Source organism: Microbulbifer maximicatervae (SeqCode) (assembly GCF_052467385.1).
This window is the reverse complement of the sequence record NZ_CP174311.1, coordinates 4,889,159-4,907,567: the sequence shown is the minus strand read 5'-3', so window position 1 is coordinate 4,907,567 and position 18,409 is coordinate 4,889,159. Positions and strand designations below refer to the sequence as shown.

Annotated in this window: 12 protein-coding genes and 1 tRNA gene; 9 read left to right on the top strand and 4 right to left on the bottom strand. The window is 53.4% G+C overall.

The annotated features are described in order from the left end of the window. Positions 1-34 precede the first annotated feature (34 nt). Positions 35-1,633 carry an RNA repair transcriptional activator RtcR gene (gene rtcR / locus ACJJIR_RS20995; RefSeq protein ID WP_444906705.1) on the bottom strand — a complete coding sequence of 533 codons (1,599 nt, stop codon included), beginning with the start codon at positions 1,631-1,633 and terminating at the stop codon, positions 35-37. A gap of 219 nt (positions 1,634-1,852) precedes the next feature. Here rtcR and ACJJIR_RS20990 point away from each other — a divergent pair, with 219 nt between their 5' ends. The 4 genes from ACJJIR_RS20990 (at position 1,853) to rtcA (ending at position 5,928) form a co-directional block, all read left to right on the top strand. Beyond that, positions 1,853-3,082 carry an RtcB family protein gene (locus ACJJIR_RS20990; protein ID WP_444906704.1) on the top strand — a complete coding sequence of 410 codons (1,230 nt, stop codon included), beginning with the start codon at positions 1,853-1,855 and terminating at the stop codon, positions 3,080-3,082. A gap of 188 nt (positions 3,083-3,270) precedes the next feature. Next, positions 3,271-3,342, top strand: a tRNA-Ser gene (locus tag ACJJIR_RS20985). Between the two features lie 359 nt (positions 3,343-3,701). After that, positions 3,702-4,862, top strand: a complete 1,161-nt coding sequence (locus ACJJIR_RS20980; protein WP_444906703.1) for a slipin family protein — start codon at positions 3,702-3,704, stop codon at positions 4,860-4,862. A gap of 46 nt (positions 4,863-4,908) precedes the next feature. Beyond that, positions 4,909-5,928 carry an RNA 3'-terminal phosphate cyclase gene (rtcA, locus tag ACJJIR_RS20975; RefSeq protein WP_444906702.1) on the top strand — a complete coding sequence of 340 codons (1,020 nt, stop codon included), beginning with the start codon at positions 4,909-4,911 and terminating at the stop codon, positions 5,926-5,928. A 201-nt stretch (positions 5,929-6,129) separates the two neighbouring features. On the opposite strand, the gene ACJJIR_RS20970 is transcribed toward rtcA, so the two are convergent. Further along, positions 6,130-6,573 (bottom strand): SRPBCC family protein, encoded by a 444-nt coding sequence (locus ACJJIR_RS20970; RefSeq protein WP_444906701.1) that lies wholly within the window; start codon positions 6,571-6,573, stop codon positions 6,130-6,132. Between the two features lie 384 nt (positions 6,574-6,957). Between ACJJIR_RS20970 and ACJJIR_RS20965 the strand changes: the two genes are divergently transcribed. After that, the gene (locus tag ACJJIR_RS20965; protein WP_444906700.1) at positions 6,958-8,157 is read left to right on the top strand and encodes an alginate export family protein; all 1,200 of its coding nucleotides are present in this window, start codon (positions 6,958-6,960) and stop codon (positions 8,155-8,157) included. A gap of 122 nt (positions 8,158-8,279) precedes the next feature. On the opposite strand, the gene ACJJIR_RS20960 is transcribed toward ACJJIR_RS20965, so the two are convergent. Together ACJJIR_RS20960 and ACJJIR_RS20955 are read right to left on the bottom strand one after the other, a co-directional pair. Continuing rightward, a complete protein-coding gene (locus tag ACJJIR_RS20960) occupies positions 8,280-8,957 on the bottom strand; it encodes a CHRD domain-containing protein (RefSeq protein WP_444906699.1) in 678 nt (225 codons plus the stop codon). Between the two features lie 481 nt (positions 8,958-9,438). Further along, a complete protein-coding gene (locus ACJJIR_RS20955; protein ID WP_444906698.1) occupies positions 9,439-11,289 on the bottom strand; it encodes a histidine kinase in 1,851 nt (616 codons plus the stop codon). Between the two features lie 296 nt (positions 11,290-11,585). On the opposite strand from ACJJIR_RS20955, the gene ACJJIR_RS20950 reads away from it, so the two are divergent. From ACJJIR_RS20950 to narI, 4 genes are read left to right on the top strand one after another with little or no spacing between them, the layout of a single operon-like run. Then, positions 11,586-15,380, top strand: coding sequence for a nitrate reductase subunit alpha (locus ACJJIR_RS20950; protein ID WP_444906697.1), 3,795 nt, complete (start codon positions 11,586-11,588; stop codon positions 15,378-15,380). Between the two features lie 2 nt (positions 15,381-15,382). Further along, on the top strand, positions 15,383-16,930 hold the full coding sequence (gene narH, locus ACJJIR_RS20945; protein WP_444906696.1) for a nitrate reductase subunit beta: 1,548 nt from the start codon (positions 15,383-15,385) through the stop codon (positions 16,928-16,930). Positions 16,931-16,949: 19 nt separating this feature from the next. Next, positions 16,950-17,672 carry a nitrate reductase molybdenum cofactor assembly chaperone gene (narJ, locus tag ACJJIR_RS20940; RefSeq protein WP_444906695.1) on the top strand — a complete coding sequence of 241 codons (723 nt, stop codon included), beginning with the start codon at positions 16,950-16,952 and terminating at the stop codon, positions 17,670-17,672. 4 nt (positions 17,673-17,676) lie between these two features. Then, a complete protein-coding gene (gene narI / locus ACJJIR_RS20935) occupies positions 17,677-18,366 on the top strand; it encodes a respiratory nitrate reductase subunit gamma (RefSeq protein WP_282930422.1) in 690 nt (229 codons plus the stop codon). Positions 18,367-18,409 lie beyond the last annotated feature (43 nt).

The following is an 18,409-nucleotide window of genomic DNA, read 5'->3' as shown; positions in this document are numbered from 1 at the left end:
AATCAGACTAACAAAAAAAGATGCCAGAGGGCCTCTATGTTTTATTCAACTGGTCGAATTTAAGACCGTATTTATCTAAAAGTTGGCGTACCCGGTGTGAGTCGTTGTTGGATTTTTTTGAGGTGCGGCTCACTTGAAATAATTTGCGTCCGGCCTCTGCCATCGAATTGGAATCTGCACAAACCTGAATTAGCCCAGCTAGTTTGATTTGCTCGTAGTAATCCATCTGCTCGATGTGGTCACGCCCCAACAGTGTTTCGATACGGGCAAGGGGTAGCGATGAATCTGTGAGTGGGTTTTGCCATTTAATTCGCAACCTATGGATTTCCTCTTCCACTACCTGAGTCGTGATACGCCCACCGTCGGCGAGGGTACCCATACGCAGGATACTGGCGTTAAGGTCGCGAAAGTTCGCAGACCAGCTGGCCTCGCGGGAGCGCCCAAAACTCAGGTACTTTTCCCGTGCTGCTCTATTAAAGCTGACAAGATGCCCGGATTTCCTGGAGAAAGCCTCCAGCTCAAAATCTATATTGGGTTCCAGGTCTTCAATACGCTCTCGTAGAGAAGGAAGTCGGTAGGTCCACAGATCGATACGGGCGAGCAGGTCCGCACGAAATTTACCTTCTTGGCAGAGCTGTACCAGATCCCGGTTGGTACCGGTGATCAGCTGGAAGTGACTGCTTACTTCCTTATCAGAGCCGAAAGGCATAAAGCGTTTATGCTCAATCGCACGCAATAACATGGCCTGCTCGTCCAGTCCCAACTCACCGATTTCATCGAGAAACAGCAGGCCCTTATCTGCTTCCATTAGCAAGCCTGGACGGTGGGTGGTGGCACCGGTATAGGCGCCTTTACGATGGCCGAACAGGGCGGACATGGCATTTTCGCCGCGCAGGGTGGCGCAGTTAACGGCTACCAGGCCACCTTCCAGCTTGCCCCGCTGCTTGCGTAGTTCAAAGACACGCTGGGCCAGCTGGGATTTACCTGCCCCTGTGGGACCGGTAATTAGTATGGGGGCGTCGGAGCGAATCGATACCTGCTCCAGCTGCTCGATCATCTGGTTAAAAGCGAGATTGTTGGTCTCGATTCCCCCCTTCAGATAGGTGGTGCCCTCCTGGTGTTCCCTCTGGAAGCGCGAGGCAATCTGGTCGTATTTGGACAGGTCCAAATCGATGATTTGGTATTCGCCCGGCAAGCTACTGTTCTTTCGCGCCGGGGAAGTTTGCAGCAGACGCCCGGGGAAATACCCCGCCTCTGTTAACAGGTACAAGCAGATCTGAGCTACATGGGTACCGGTGGTGATATGCACCAGGTACTGCTCGTCATCCGGCTTGAAGCTATAGGCGCGGGCGAAATCCAGCAGATTGCTATACACGCTCTCGAAATCCCAAGGGTCATTGAAGTTCACCCGGTGGTGGACCACTTCGGTCTCTGGAGAGACCCGCGCAATATCTTCTGTGACCTGGTCAGCCAGGCTTCTCGAGTGGTTGTCGAAAAGGAGCTCCAGCCTATCGATCAATAGGTCATCGTGCTGGCACATGGAAATGTTTGGGCGCCACTTATCCCAGCGCTTGTCGCCTTTGCCGCGCCGGTCCTTACTGGTACCGAGAATACTGATAGCGATTGTCTTCATGCTATCTAAAATATGATTTAACTATCAAAAAAGATAGATATTTATGAATCCCTTGTCTCAAGAAATCTACTAAAAAACCCTGAGATAGAAAATAAATCGTTAAAAAACAATAAGTTACAAGTATTTTTCAGCTGTTTGCAAAAGTTGGCACCCAATTCGCTATATCAATAACTAAATGAAACACATGAATACCAAGCGCGGTTTCAAAAGGAGTGGAAGATGAAACCAATGCCATATGAAGTAATGCAGGCAGGTGGGGTACCGATTAAGTCCTGGACCCTGGGTGTGCCTTTTGAAGATGAAGCCAAAGCGCAGCTCAAAAATATCTCGCAGATGCCATTCGTCCATAAATGGGTCGCGGCGATGCCTGATGTACATCTGGGCAAAGGCGCCACTATTGGCAGTGTGGTCCCAACTCTGGGGGCAGTAATTCCCGCTGCCGTAGGGGTGGATATTGGCTGCGGCATGATGGCGGTTCGCACCAGCCTGACGGCGGCGCAACTGCCGGACAACCTGGCTGGAGTGCGCAGCGCCATCGAACGCACCGTGCCCCACGGCCGCACTGGCCGGCACCGGGGGAGAGGGCGGGACAAGGGGGCCTGGGAGAATCCACCGGACGATGCACTTGCCGGTTGGGCGCCTCTAGCCGCCCAGTTTGAACTGCTCAAAGAGAGGCATCCGGTATTAAAAAATACTAATAATATCAATCACTTGGGAACACTTGGTACAGGCAATCACTTTATCGAGATGTGCCTGGATGAACAGGGTAGCGTGTGGTTGATGTTGCATAGTGGCTCTCGGGGAGTGGGAAATCGAATAGGTACTTACTTTATTGAGAAAGCCAAGCGGGATATGGAGCGCTGGCATATCCACTTACCGGACAGTGACCTGGCCTATTTCCCGGAAGGTACAGAGCACTTTGATGACTATGTGCAGGCGGTGGAGTGGGCGCAGGAGTTTGCCCGTATCAATCGCGAAGTAATGATGGTGCGAACTATTAGCGCGGTGAAGCAGGCCCTGGGGATGGATTTTGAGGCACGGATGGAAGCGGTGAATTGTCACCACAATTACGTTTCCCGTGAGCATCATTATGGCAAAGATGTGTTGGTGACCCGGAAAGGCGCTGTAAGAGCGCGTGCCGGCGAAATGGGTATTATTCCCGGTAGTATGGGGGCCAAGTCATTTATTGTGCGGGGACTGGGTAACGAAGAAAGCTTCTGTAGCTGTAGCCATGGGGCCGGACGAGTGATGTCCCGTACCAAGGCCAAAAAGCTGGTCTCCCTGGAAGAGCATCGCGCGGCCACCGCCGATGTGGAGTGCCGAAAAGACGAGGGTGTGATCGATGAAACCCCATCGGCCTACAAACCTATCGAAAAGGTTATGGCAGCACAGAAAGACCTGGTGGAAATCGTCTACACCCTCAAGCAAGTGGTTTGCGTCAAAGGCTGACGCGTTTTAGGCCAGGGATCGGCCGAACTAAAGCAATTGCCAAGCATGCAGGTTGCCGGGCGAATTTGCCGGGTTGCCGCAACCGAGTTTGAGGCCTTTAGCCCGTCAACGGAGCCGGTTCTGAATCCCGGCCCGGCACCACCGCCTATGGCGGCAGGTGTACCCACGGGGTAGAAGTTCAAACGCCTACTTTGTAGCTCATTTGGTAGAGCAGTCGATAACTTATCGATTTGTAGCAGGTTCGATTCCTGCCAAAGTCCCATCGTTATCCAAACGACCTGGAAAGAGGCGAGAGCCTGGGGTTCGACTCCCCATTAAAAATCTACCTGGGGCCCGATAGCCTCTCGATACGGTAAATAGGATTTAGCGATTTACTGCGGAGGCATTCTGGCAACTGTGTCGTTAATCGTGGGTCTGCCCTGTGCGATCCAGCGGCAAGATTTATGATTGTGTCTCCTGGCCAAGGATTTTGGCTGCAGGCTCAGGGGAGCTAAGTTGAGAAAATCGTAATTCCTCTGCCGCTGGGCTCCACTCGGCACAAACGGTTTACCACCTGTCGCTGGACGGGCCCCACCCATTGCGGTAGCGCAGTATGGAAACGGAATAAAAGATAAGAACCATGATATCTCTGTTCAAAATATGGAAGAACGTGGATGTTGCGGATAGCGAGCGAGTGTTGCTATTTCGCCGCAACCGTTTTGAAGGGGTGCTGCCACCTGGCAGCCATCGTATATCCCTATTGTCCGGTGATGTACGGGCAGAAACTTATGATATTACCGATGTGGTATTCGGTGAAATCAAAGCCAAATTTTTGTTAAACACCTATGGTGAGGTCCTTGGTGAATACCTGCAATCCTATGAATTGTCAGACCATCAGGTGGGATTGTTTTACCGGGATAATCACCTGGTCGATATTTTGCCACCGGGTACTTTTCGTGCTGTGTGGAAGGGCGGTGAATCCGTGCGGGTGGAAATCCTGGACATCTCTGAGGAATACGCCATCGATAAAAAAGTCCTGGGCTTACTGGGGCGAGGTGTACGTGCTGGACAAATGCGCACCGCCCTTCAGGCGGTAAGCTACAACGAGATTCCCGATGAGCACGTGGGCCTGTTAATGGTCAACGGTAAGTTGGAAAAGGTGTTACAGCCCGGCTGTTATGGCTACTGGAAATACAACCGCTCTATCGAGGTCAAGGTACTGGACTTGCGGTTGAAAACCATCGAAGTCAGCGGCCAGGAAATCCTGACCAAGGATCGGGTCAGCCTGCGTATCAACTTGACTGGTGCTTACAAAATTGCCGATGCAAAAAAAGTAGCGCTAAAGCTCAGCGATAGTACAGGTTTTATTTATCGCGAATTGCAGCTGCACTTGCGCGAGGCAGTGGGTACTCAAACCCTGGATAGCCTTCTGGCTGATAAGGACAGGTTGAATATTGTGATTGCGACTGGCATCCGCGACAAGCTGGCGAAATATGGTATCGAGCTTACCAGTGTCGGGGTTAAGGATATTATTTTGCCCGGCGATATGAAGATGATCCTTAATCAGGTTGTAGAAGCGCAGAAGGAATCTGAGGCAAATCTGATTAAGCGCAGAGAAGAAACCCAAGCAATGAGATCTCTGCACAATACCGCCAAGCTGATGGATAACAACCCGGTATTGTTGCGCTTGAAAGAACTGGAAGCTTTGGAACGGGTCAGTACCCGCATCGATAAAATTTCCGTATATGGCGGTCTCGATGGGGTGATGAATGAGTTGGTGAAGTTACGTCCTACGGCTTAAAGGCGCCATTCACCAAAAAAAGATGTAAATTTTAAGGAATTAAACAGTGATTGAGATAGACGGCGCCCAGGGGGAGGGCGGCGGACAGATTTTGCGGACTTCCCTCACCTTGTCTGTTTGTTTAGGGGTACCGGTTCGAATTAAGAATATTCGAGCAGGTCGTAAAAAACCCGGTTTGTTGCGTCAGCACCTAGCCTGCTTGCGAGCAGCCAAAGCAATTAGCCATGCCGAAGTCAGCGGCGAACAATTGGGTGCTTCGAAAATTACTTTTGCACCGGGAAAAGTGCGTCCCGGTAAATACCACTTTCCTATTGGCTCGGCCGGAAGTACCTGTTTGGTGTTTCAAACCGTGTTGCTACCGCTGTTATTGTCCGATGGTGTCAGTGAGCTGTGTCTTGAAGGCGGCACTCACAATAAAAAGGCTCCTAGCTTTGATTTTATAGCCCAGGCATATTTACCCCTGTTGGCTCGTATGGGCGCTGGTGTGGAGGTGGCTCTGGATGATTATGGTTTCTATCCTGCCGGGGGTGGTTCATGGCGCACACGTATCCAGCCGCTATCGCAGTGGTCAAAACTGGAGCTGACAGAACGGGGTGAACTTCTGAATGCTGAAGCTGTGGCGACCTCGGCCCATATTCCTGCTCATGTGGCCCAGCGGGAGCTGGCGCAGGTACGAAAGAAGTGCGAATGGCGATCGGAGCGTCTGCATCAAAGGCAGGTGAAGTCCCAAGGGCCTGGCAATGTACTCTCCCTGCGTCTGCAGTCCCAGCAAGTGACTGAGGTGTTTGAGGCTATGGGGCAGCAGGGTGTTAGCGCTGAGCGCGTTGCCGATCGCGCGATTCGGCAGATGCAGCGCTATATACACGCTGGCGTACCTGTGGGCGAACATCTGGCCGACCAATTGATACTCCCATTGGTGCTGGGTGCCGGTGGAAGCTTCACTACCCTGAAGCCGAGCCTCCACCTCTTGACCAATATCGAAGTTGTGCGTCAGATAACAGGAGTGGCTATCGATTTGCACCAAGTGGGAGAGGGCCAGTGGCGAGTAGTGGTTGAGAACTGCTAAGAGAAAAGAAAGCCCGATGTTAGGTACAAGGGGCTGGGTTGCCCCAGCCCTGAGATATTGCCAAAGCCGTCGAAAAATTGTTTAAAAACAATAGGTTAGAGTTTTAGTGTTCTCTGTAGATGCAGCGGTAAACCGGAAGGCGATTAAAAGCCCTGTTTTCACACCTTTTGTTCCCCGCACCTGCGGGGTCCTCCTATCTCACTAATAGTTATTTGGTTTGCCAGTCCCATCTTTGAGGTAATCCTGAAGGCTTCCTGGCAAATAGTAATCCCATCCGCTTTTGCACATCTTCCAGCATTTCATCTCCGGTGAGAGACCGATATGGGTAAAGGTGAGGCGGGTACCACCGGGTTCGTTAGCAAATTCAAAGCGAAGAGTACTGCCTTGCCATTCTTGGGGATCATCAACCTGCTCAGAAACCATATTAGACTCTATACACTCAAGTTCGATTAACTTCTGCGGTACCAAAGCTTTGGCGCGAAACACCCAGTAGGACTCGCCACCAAATCCGGTCTTGGCGGTATCGCCCACCGCCAGGAAAGGGCCGCTAGTTGGCGTCCACCATTGGGACATCTTTTCAGCAACTGCCCGGTAAGCTTCTTCCTGAGTGACTGGGCTTAAGAAAGAGGTGGTGTAGTCAGGCATGATTGTATTTCCCTTTTGGTTATTATTGCTGGAGCTAATTTGAATATAACTTTTAGCAGCTGGCACTAATTTCACAAGTTTTTAAAGCCCATTAATTTGTCCGATAAATATGAAAACTTTTACGGTTTTTTTTGTTAGTAGCCGCCATCTTTGATTTATTTAACTTCGCTTAATCAATGTTATTTTCCAAAACAATTTTTTATTCAGAAACCTCTAGGAAATCTTTCTAAAAGCGAGGCATCAATCTGATATACATCAATAAATCGCTGGGTACTCCGCCTGCATAATGCACTCGCACTGGGATAACTGCTGTGATCGGGAATGGTTTCGATCATATTTGTGCAGTTGCCTTCCACCCAAAATATTTTTGCAAAGGAACGGCGAATGAAACAACAGAAATTGTCCACCGTAATCGCGGCCATCATCCTTGGGATTTCCAGCTACCAGACTATCGCAGCAGAGAATGAAAGCGCCACACTCACTGATGCACTGACTTCAGGAGAGGTGGGAGTGAATCTTCGTTACCGGGTAGAAAACGTTGACCAGGACAATATGGACGATGTTGCTATCGCCTCGACCCTGAGAACCCGCCTGAATTGGACCAGTGGCAACTACCGTGGTTTTGATGCGTTTTTTGAAGTGGATGACATTAGTGAAATTGGCAACGACAATTACAATTCCACAGTGAATGGCAATACCGAGCACCCCGTCGTTGTCGACCCCCAGGGCACTGAGGTTAATCAAGCCTATTTAAAGTACAGTGGTTTTAACTCCATGGTGGTTGCCGGTCGACAGAGAATTAACCTGGACGATCAGCGCTTTATCGGTGGCGTGGGTTGGCGTCAGAATGAACAGACATATGACGGCCTGCGTTACCAATTTGGCGGGGAAGGGGAGTTACAGCTGGATTACAGCTATATCTACAATGTAAACCGTATTTTTGGTGAAGACAGTGACTTATCGGACCTGGATGGGGATATTCAACTGTTTCATGCCAGCTATCCATTGGTAGAAGCGCATAAGTTAACTGCCTTCTTCTACAACTTGGATCTGGATAACGCTGAGAGCTTCTCATCCCGTACTTTCGGTGCCGCTTACCGGGGAGATTTTGGCCTGTTTGAAACTCAGCTGAGTTATGCCCGCCAGGAGGATATCGGCAATAATCCCAGTAATTTTGCAGCCGACTATTACCTTGCTGAAGTTGCCGCGCCATTAGGGCCGGTAAAAGGCAAATTGGGTTATGAAGTTCTGGGTTCTGACGACGGTGTGGGTTTTAGCACACCACTGGCTACACTACACAAATTCCAAGGCTACACAGATAAGTTCATTGAAACTCCAGCAGATGGTGTTGAAGATTTATATCTCGGTGCCAGCCTGGCGCTTGCCGGGGGAGATTTGGGAATTACTTACCACAGTTTTGAGGCCAATGAAGGTTCAGCAGATTACGGGACTGAGTGGAATATCAGTTACGGTCACGAGTTTAATGAATATTTCTCAGCGTTGGTAAAGTATGCCGCTTACGATGCAGATGAATATAGTGAGGATACCGATAAGCTCTGGTTGATGCTTACAGCAAAATTCTGATTTTTGTTAATTAACAATTTTCAAGTAGATATAAAAAAGCTGGGCTTGTACATAACGAAGCCCAGCTTTTTCTTGTCTCACCAGTAAACTCTGACTTATAGACGCGTCAGTAAATTTGTAATCTACTTATCCATTGTTAACAGGCCAGAAACCTCACCTTTGGGGTCCAGCTGGGTATGCAAGTTAACAAAGACCTTCCCATCCATTAGCGCCTTGCGATAGGGCTCCTCCACCATCCACTTGCCCATAATATATCCACTGGTGCCTTCAGCACATTTTTTTGCCAGGCCGTGCTTGCCCTTGTCAGTTTTAGTCTCGGGCCAGTCCGGGACCATACCCGGGTGATTGGGCATTCCGCAGATAGTCTGGATAATCGGGCCACTAGGTTTACCCGGCTTGCAAATAGGGGGCTCTTTGCCATCGCCTGTACATTGCATATGGAAGTGCGACATTGCCACCCCGCCCTTTGATAGATCGCTGTAGCCCACCATAAAGTGCAGCATATGTGACTGTTTGTCGTAGGCGCCAATAAAGAAGCCATCGGCATCTTTGGGGGTTTGCGGATTCACCTTCTTGCCGAGCATATTCTCATTAGCGGTGGTTAAGTCAGATTTAAAGATGGTGAACATCTTGTCATTGCCCGCTTTGGACCAGGCTTTCTCACCACCAGCCCCATGCTTGGCAGCTGATGGATCTTTCTCTTTTTTGTTATGGCTATCGGAAATCGTGAATGCAGAATAAGCCAGCAGAAATACTGCCAACATTAAGAAAGTGGCTCTGGGCAATGAACTCAGTTTCATAAACCTCTCCTCTCTATTAAATCGATATAGTCATTGCTTGATGGAATGGTTGGGTGCCAGGCCATCGAGGGGGCTGATATTCACCAATGTCATCGGTGTGAATCACGGGATAGGCTAGCGATAAGTACTTGTAGCATATGGGCTCGCTATTGGCCCTTGGGGGTCAATTTAAGAGTCAGTATTTTTGACGATAGCTACTTGGGTGTCGGAGAAGCTTCAGGATGGGAGAGCGCTTGGATAGGTAATAAGGTCGTTGAAGATAGTTACTACTGGGGTGGAAGGAAAGAATACACCGCACTCGAGACACGCAGTGAATACATCCCTGCAAGCTCCTAATCGGCATCCATGCCTCATAGGGTCCCGAGCGCGGTGTATTCTCTCCTTCTCCCTTTTTAGTAATAAAGATACTGGCGGATTTCGAATGATAGGGGCGGCACTAATGTGTTCGTTCCGAGTGACCTTTCATAAAGGTAGAGAGTTATCACCCCACGTCTTTCCACACCAATTCCCGCTCGCGGGCGTAGAGGGGAATAAAGTTGAAGCGCACTTCGGTGCCCCCTTCGTCGCGGCGGCGGATATTCAGATTGCCATTCAGGTTGCTGGCGCGCTCTTGCATGATCGACATACCGAAGTGATTGCGTTTCTCCGGCGCGTTGCTGATACCGATGCCGTTGTCGAGGATGCGTACATTGAGGGAGTGGTTGTCGGCTTGGGTCAGGCTGATCTGCACCATATCGCCCTGGGAGTGGTACACAGCATTTTGCGAGGCCTCGCGCACCAGTTGTAACAGGTGAATTTCCTCGTGGGGAGTTAGTGGTACTTCGTCCAGATGGTAGTCCAGCAGGACGTTAATCTGCGGGTGCTGCTCCCGGTAAGCGAGGATAGATTGCTCCAGGATACTGCGCAGGCCGCCGGGACCTATTTGCAGTCGGAAGGTGGTGAGCAGTTCGCGCAGCTGGCGGTAAGAGGAATCCAGGCCCTCTTTCAGCTCGGTAATAATCTCCTCTACCTTGGACTTGTCCACCTGCTCACTGCGATTGGCGCGGTTGAGTCGGGTAACCTGAATTTTCAGATAGGACAGGGATTGGGCCAGGGAATCGTGTAGCTCCCGGGCGATGATCGCGCGCTCGTCCAGTAGGGCAACACGGCGCTCCTGAGCCTCTCGCTCATTAATGGCGATGGCCGCAGTGACACTGTCGGCAAAGGTAGCCAAGCGTTGCTGCTGTTCTTCATCAAGGCTCTCACCTCGGGGTAGGGTGCAGGTGAGTACACCGTAATTGCGTTTGTCCACTTCCAGTGGGAATCGGTACACGCGCTGTTGGTCTTCATCAGAGGGGCCGCAGGTGTTTACGCAGATATGGCATTCACTGCCTGTGCACTGGGCATTACCGAGTCCTTGAACCAAATGTTCATAGGGCGCTTCCCCCTCCGGTGTCATCAGACATAGGTCGAGGTTATTCAAGCTGGCGACATTGGCGAACTCTCCCAGCCACTGGCCCAATTCCGCTCCCGAGAGTGGGCCTTCGCTGATCCGCCGAGCCAAGCGGTACTGGAAGTCCAATGCCTCATGGCTCTTCTGTAACTGTGAGGTTTTCAACTCCACGCGATGGGCAAGATCCCGGTGAGTCGCATGAATTTCATCGCTCATATAATTGATGGTGCGTGCTAAAACCCCCAGCTCGTCCTCGCTGTTAATCTCCAGGCGGTTTTGGTTGAAGTCTCCCTGGGCGATGCTCAGGGAGCGATTGGTCAGCTGCTTGAGAGGCTGCTCCACAGAGCGGTGCAGAATGCACAAAGAGAGATAAACCAGGGTCACAATGGCAAACAGTGAGCCCACCTGGACCAAACGCAGCAGGCTTATTTTTTCCTCGGCGATGGTCTGATAATCGAACACCAATGTATCCACATCACCGATAAAGGGCTCCAGGCGGTTGGCCAATTGCAAGGAGTCCATGGAAGTGCGCCCGGCGGCAATGGACTCCAGCAGTGGGCGGATTTCTCCCTCCCAGCTTTCGATTACCTTGCGGTAATTGCGCGCTGCGGGCAGGTTATCGCTGGCAGTGAAGTCGGAAATGCTGAGTACCCGGGTCAGGCGTGCGGTCACCTCGTCTGCCAACTCAGCTGTGGCTTCGATATCCCCAGAGGGTGCAGTGGCCGCAAGTCGGTAGCTCATAGCCCGCAATGAGCCGGCCAGGTTAACGGCGGCGGCATCGTTTTCGGCGGCATCGGAGATAATATAGGACGCCACCATAGAGCTCAGTGCTACCAGCACAGTGAGCAGCATCAGGGTGCCGATGCGGTAGACGATGGACTGTCGAATTCGGTTCAGCATATCGGATTCACTTCGCCCTGGGGCGGTTGTGGATGGCTGATCTCTATTGTGCCGTCCATTGGCGCACAAAGTTGTGGGTACCACTAAAGATCGCCAGTTTTGCACATAATTTAACCTGGCGCCTGTTTTTTACACAGAGGCCCTGTTATTGCTGGGATAGGGCTCCACCATAGCGGCCTCCTGGCGTCGTTTCCCTACCTATTCGGGGGTAGTTCGTCGCTTTTCTACCCCTTTTTGGTCAGGTGATCCCGCCGTCCCTCCCTTTTATATTCCCGGTAAACCGATGCTTTAACCGCATGCCGATGCCCTGGGAGTACCGCATGAGCCATTTCCTGGACCGACTGAAATATCTGAAGAAACAAAAAGAGCCCTTTTCCGGAGGACACGGGGAAAAGACGAATGACGACCGCAGCTGGGAAGATGGCTACCGTCGTCGCTGGCAGTTCGACAAGATTGTGCGCTCCACCCACGGGGTGAACTGTACCGGCTCTTGCAGCTGGAAGATCTACGTCAAAGACGGCCTGGTCACATGGGAAACCCAGCAGACCGACTACCCGCGCACCCGCCCGGACCTGCCCAACCACGAGCCTCGTGGCTGCCCCCGTGGTGCCAGCTACTCCTGGTATATGTACTCGGCCAACCGCCTCAAGTACCCGAAGATCCGCAAACGTCTGGTAAAACTCTGGCGCGAAGCCAAGTTGAGACACAGCGATCCGGTGGAGGCCTGGGCCAGTATTGTCGAAGACCCGGCCAAGGCGCAGTCCTACAAAGAGCGTCGCGGTATGGGCGGCTTTGTGCGGATCAAGTGGGATGAAGTTAACGAGCTGATTGCCGCTTCCAACGTCTACACCACAAAGAAATACGGTCCCGACCGGGTGACCGGCTTCTCGCCGATTCCCGCCATGTCCATGGTTTCCTACGCCGCTGGTGCTCGTTATCTGTCTCTGATCGGCGGCAACTGTCTGAGTTTCTACGACTGGTACTGCGACCTGCCGCCCGCCTCACCGCAGGTCTGGGGTGAGCAAACCGACGTGCCGGAGTCCGCCGACTGGTACAACTCCAACTACCTGATCGTATGGGGCTCCAATGTGCCTCAAACCCGTACCCCGGATGCGCATTTCCTCAGTGAAGTGCGTTACAAGGGCGCCAAAACCTGTGTGGTCACCCCTGACTACTCAGAGTGCTCCAAGTTTGGCGACACCTGGCTGGCACCGCGCCAGGGTACCGATGCGGCTCTGGCGATGGCCTTCGGCCATGTGATCCTGAAAGAATTCCACGTCGACAAACCCAGCGCCTACTTCACCGAGTATGTGCGCACCACCACCGATATGCCGATGTTGGTGACCCTGGAAGAGCGCGACGGCAAGCTGGTACAGGGCCGATTCCTGCGCGCTTCTGACCTGGCGGACAACCTCGGCCAGGATAACAACCCGGAATGGAAAACTATCGGTGTTAATCACGATGGCCAGCTGGTTTCCCCTCAGGGCTCCATGGGTTATCGCTGGGGAGAGCCCTCAGCGAAAGAAGGCCGTGGCAAGTGGAATATTGAACAGCGCGATGGTCGCAGTGGCGAAGAATTGGAGCTGAAGCTCAGCCTCAAAGACTGCGCCGATGAAATCGCCCAGGTCGCCTTCCCCTATTTCGGTGGCCAGACCCACGAGCACAACTACTTCCAGCATACCGAACACGATGAAGTGATCGACTACAAGGTGCCGGTGAAGCTTGTTCAAAACAAAGATGGCGAGATTCTAAAAGTAGCCAGCGTCTACGACCTGACCCTGGCGAACTACGGTGTCGAGCACGGCCTCGACGACCCCAACTGTGCTCAGAGCTACGACGAAGACAAGCCCTACACACCCGCCTGGCAGGAAAAGGTGACCGGTTGTCGTCGTGAGAATGTCATCCAGGTTGCCCGTGAGTTTGCCAACACCGCCGACAAGACCCGTGGACGCTCCATGGTAATTCTGGGTGCCGGACTCAACCACTGGTACCACATGGATATGAACTACCGCGGGATCATCAATATGCTGATGATGTGCGGTTGTATCGGCCAGAGCGGCGGTGGTTGGGCCCACTATGTGGGGCAGGAAAAACTGCGTCCGCAGACCGGCTGGACCCCACTCGCGTTCGGTCTCGACTGGCAGCGTCCACCGCGCCATATGAACGGTACCTCCTTCTTCTATAACCACGCCAGCCAATGGCGCTATGAGAAGTTGGAGATGGATGAAGTGGTTTCGCCGCTGGCCGACAAGAGCAAGTGGCAGGCTTCCATCATCGACTACAACAGCCGCGCCGAGCGCATGGGCTGGTTGCCCTCCGCGCCGCAGCTGGGGATCAACCCTCTGCAACTGACTAAAGATGCCGCCGCCGCCGGTATGTCTGCCAAAGACTACACGGTGCAGCAGCTCAAGCGCGGTGCGCTCAAATTCGCCAACCAAGACCCGGATAACCCGCAGAACTTCCCGCGCAATATGTTTATCTGGCGCTCCAACCTGCTCGGCTCTTCTGGTAAGGGCCACGAGTACATGCTGCGCCATCTGCTCGGTACCAAGCACGGTTTGATGGGCAAAGACCTGGGTGAAGAAGGCGGCAAAAAACCAGAAGACGTGGCCTGGCATGACGCCCCCAGCGAGGGCAAAGTGGATCTGCTGGTGACACTGGACTTCCGTATGTCCACCACCTGTCTCTACTCCGACATCGTATTGCCGACGGCCACCTGGTATGAGAAAGACGACCTCAATACCTCAGACATGCACCCCTTTATTCACCCGCTCACCAAGGCGGTGGACCCGGCCTGGGAAGCGCGAAGTGACTGGGAAATTTTCAAAGGCATAGCGAAGGAATTCTCCAACCTGACCGATGGCCACCTGGGGGTGGAAAAGGATCTGGTGACTCTGCCGATCCACCACGATACCCCCGGAGAAATCGCCCAGCCGTTCGGTGTACAGGCTTGGTGGAAAGGCGAGTGCGACCTGATCCCCGGTGTTACCGCGCCGAGCATGATTGAGGTGGAGCGCGACTACCCCAACACCTACAACCGCTTTACCTCTATCGGCCCGCTGCTGGAGAAACTCGGCAACGGCGGTAAGGGCATCAGCTGGAACACTGACGATGAGGTGGACTTCCTCAAGAAGCTCAATCGCACTTGGAAAGACGAAACTGCTCGCGATGGCCGCGCCCGTATCGACAGTGCGGTAGATGCTGCCGAAATGATTCTTTCACTGGCCCCTGAAACCAACGGCCAGGTAGCCGTGAAGGCCTGGGAAGCCCTCGGTGAGATTACCGGTCGCGATCACACCCATTTGGCCAAGCCCAAGGAAGACGAAAAAATTCGCTTCGCCGATATCGTGGCACAGCCCCGCAAGATTATCTCCTCGCCCACCTGGTCTGGCCTGGAAGATGAGCATGTGAGCTACAACGCCGGCTACACCAATGTGCACGAGTTGATCCCCTGGCGCACCATCACCGGCCGCCAGCAGTTCTACCAGGATCACGAGTGGATGCGTGACTTCGGCGAAAACATGTGTGTGTACAAGCCGCCGATCAACCTGAAAACCGTGCAACCGGTGTTGAACCAGAAGCCCAACGGTAACAAGGAGATCCTGCTGAACTGGATCACCCCGCACCAAAAGTGGGGCATCCACAGCACCTACTCCGACAACCTGCTGATGCTCACCCTGTCTCGCGGTGGCCCCATCGTTTGGATGAGTGAGTACGACGCCAAGTTGGCAGGTATTGAAGACAACGATTGGATCGAAATCTTCAACGTCAACGGCGCCATTGCTGCCCGCGCAGTGGTATCTCAACGAGTGCCCGACGGTATGGCCATGATGTATCACGCCCAGGAGCGCATCGTGAATACACCGGGAGCGGAAACTACCGGCACCCGAGGCGGTATCCACAACTCCGTAACCCGCGCGGTGATGAAACCCACCCATATGATCGGTGGCTACGCCCAGCAGTCCTACGGCTTCAACTACTACGGCACTGTGGGCTGTAACCGGGATGAATTTGTGGTGGTCAGGAAAATGAACAAGGTCGATTGGCTGGATGGCGAAGACGTCAAAGAGCCGACGCGAGAGGAGGTGTAGCAATGAAAGTTAGAGCCCAGATAGGCATGGTGCTGAACCTCGATAAATGTATCGGCTGTCACACCTGCTCGGTGACCTGTAAAAATGTGTGGACCTCCCGCGAGGGGGTTGAATACGCCTGGTTCAATAACGTCGAAACCAAACCCGGTGTTGGCTACCCCAAAGAGTGGGAGAACCAGGACAAATGGAACGGCGGCTGGACCCGCAAGAAGAACGGTAAATTGCAGCCGAAGATCGGTAGCAAGCACCGCGTACTGGCCAACCTGTTCGGCAACCCGGATATGCCGGAGATCGACGACTACTACGAGCCGTTCGACTTCGACTATCAGAACCTGCACAAGGCACCGGAGCAGAAACACCAACCGGTAGCCCGTCCGCGCTCGCTGATTACTGGCGAGCGCATGGAAAAAATCGAATGGGGCCCCAACTGGGAAGAGATTCTCGGCACCGAATTCGAGAAGCGTAAAAAGGACAAAAACTTCGAGCAGGTGCAGGCCGACATTTACGGTGAATTTGAAAACACCTTCATGATGTACCTGCCGCGCCTGTGCGAACACTGCCTCAACCCGGCCTGTGTTTCTGCATGCCCCAGCGGCGCCATCTACAAGCGCGAAGAGGACGGCATTGTTCTGATCGATCAGGATAAATGTCGCGGCTGGCGCATGTGCGTATCCGCCTGCCCCTACAAGAAGATTTACTACAACTGGAAAACCGGTAAATCTGAGAAGTGTATCTTCTGTTACCCACGTATCGAGGCGGGTCAGCCAACCATCTGCTCCGAGACCTGTGTGGGCCGTATCCGCTACCTGGGCGTACTGCTCTATGACGCAGACCGCATCGAGGAAGCCGCTTCTGTAGAAGACGAAAAAGCGCTCTACCAGGCCCAGTGCGATATCTTCCTCGACCCCAGCGATCCGAAGGTCCAGGAAGCTGCCCGCGCCGAAGGTATCCCCGAAGCCTGGCTCGAAGCTGCGCAAAAATCTCCGGTGTACAAGATGGCTATCGACTGGCAGATCGCCCTGCCGCTGCACCCGGAATACCGCACCTTGCCCATGGTTTGGTACGTGCCACCCCTGTCTCCGATCCAGAACGCAGTACAGGCCGGCCAAGTGGAAACCGTTACCGTGGGTCGCGGCGCCGAGATCCCCGATCTCTCCACCCTGCGTATCCCGCTGCAATACCTGGCCAACCTGCTCACCGCCGGCGACGAGAAGCCAGTGGCCCGTGCCCTGGAACGCATGATTGTGATGCGCGCCTATATGCGCGGCATCCATGTGGACGGTATTCAGGAGCGCGAATTGCTGGAAGAGGCCGGCCTGACCGTAGCCCAGGTAGAAGAGATGTATCGCTACATGGCACTGGCCAATTACGAGGATCGCTTCGTGGTGCCCTCAAGCCATAAGGCCTACGCCGAAAACGCCTACGACATGAAGTCCTCTTGTGGTTTCAGCTTCGGCAACGGCTGTAGCACCGGCAACGACAGCACCAATATTTTCGGTGGCAAGCAGCACGCAGTGCGCGAAGTAATACCCGCCAAAGTAGTCGACTAAGGTCGAGCGGAGAATACCGATGAAAGTACTAAACCTGATCGCCCGCCTGCTGGATTACCCGTCCGATGAGCTGGTGGCGCACCTGGATGAGCTGACCAGCTGGTTGGCTGAATCCGAGGACCTGGATGCTCCGTTGCGCGACAAGCTGCTGGCATTTATCTCCCATTACGAGCGTATGGATGCGCTCGATTGGCAGAGCGAATACGACGGTTTGTTCGAGCGCGGCCGCGCTGTATCCCTGCATATCTTCGAGCATATCCACGGCGAATCCCGTGATCGTGGCCAAGCCATGGTAGACCTGACCGCGCGCTATCGCAGCGCCGGCCTTGAGCTGAATGAGCGCGAACTGCCGGATTACTTGCCCACCTACTTAGAGTTCTGTGCCACCCAGGGGGAAGCAGCCTACGGCTGGGTTCACGATATTACCCATGTGATTGCCCTGTTGAGCGCGCGCCTGTCCAAGCGTGAGAGTCCCTATCACCTGCTGATGGATGCGCTCTTGCAGATGGCAGGGGTATATGTCGATCTGACAGCACTCAAGGAAGAAGTCGCCAACGAAGAACGTGACGATACCCCCGAGGCGCTGGACAAGATCTGGGAGGAAGAGGCCGTTAGCTTTAGCGGCGCCAATAGTTGCGACCAGTCAATAACGCGGCCCAGCAATGCGCAGCTGCGCGACGGCCAGCCCCTTAACTGGGCCAACGCCGCGCAGAATTCTGCCCAGCCCGCACCACAGGAGTAACAAGATGAACTATCTGAATACGCTGCTCTTCGCCATCTACCCCTTTGTCGCCCTCACGGTATTTCTGGTGGGTAGCCTGATCCGCTACGACCGGGATCAGTACACTTGGCGCACCGGCTCCAGTCAGTTGTTGGAGCGCAAGCAATTGCGCATCGGCAGTTACCTGTTCCATATCGGGGTGATCGCCATTCTCGCGGGCCACTTTGTCGGCCTACTCACACCCAAAGCGGTGTGGCACTTCCTCGGCATTGAAGCTTCCACCAAGCAGATGATGGCAATGGGGATCGGTGGTTTCTTCGGGGTGATCTGCTTTATCGGTCTCACCATTCTGGTGAAGCGCCGCCTCACCAACAAGCGTGTACGCGCCACCACTTCCAAAATGGACTTGGCCATATTGCTGATGCTCTACGCGCAATTGATCCTCGGCCTGATCAGTATTGTGGTATCTGCCGGCCATATGGACGGTGCTGAAATGCTCAAATTGATGGCTTGGGCTCAGTCCATTGTCACGCTGGATGGTGCCGGTGCAGCTGCTGCAATAAGCGGAGTGAACATCATTTACAAGCTGCATATTTTCCTCGGCATGACACTGTTCCTGCTGTTCCCCTTCAGCCGCTTGGTACACGTATGGAGTGTTCCGGTGCAGTACTTCCGCCGCAATTACCAGGTAGTCCGCGCCAAAGCTGCGCGCTAATCCCTGCAACTATTAAATGGCCCGCCATGAGCGGGCCCAGTGT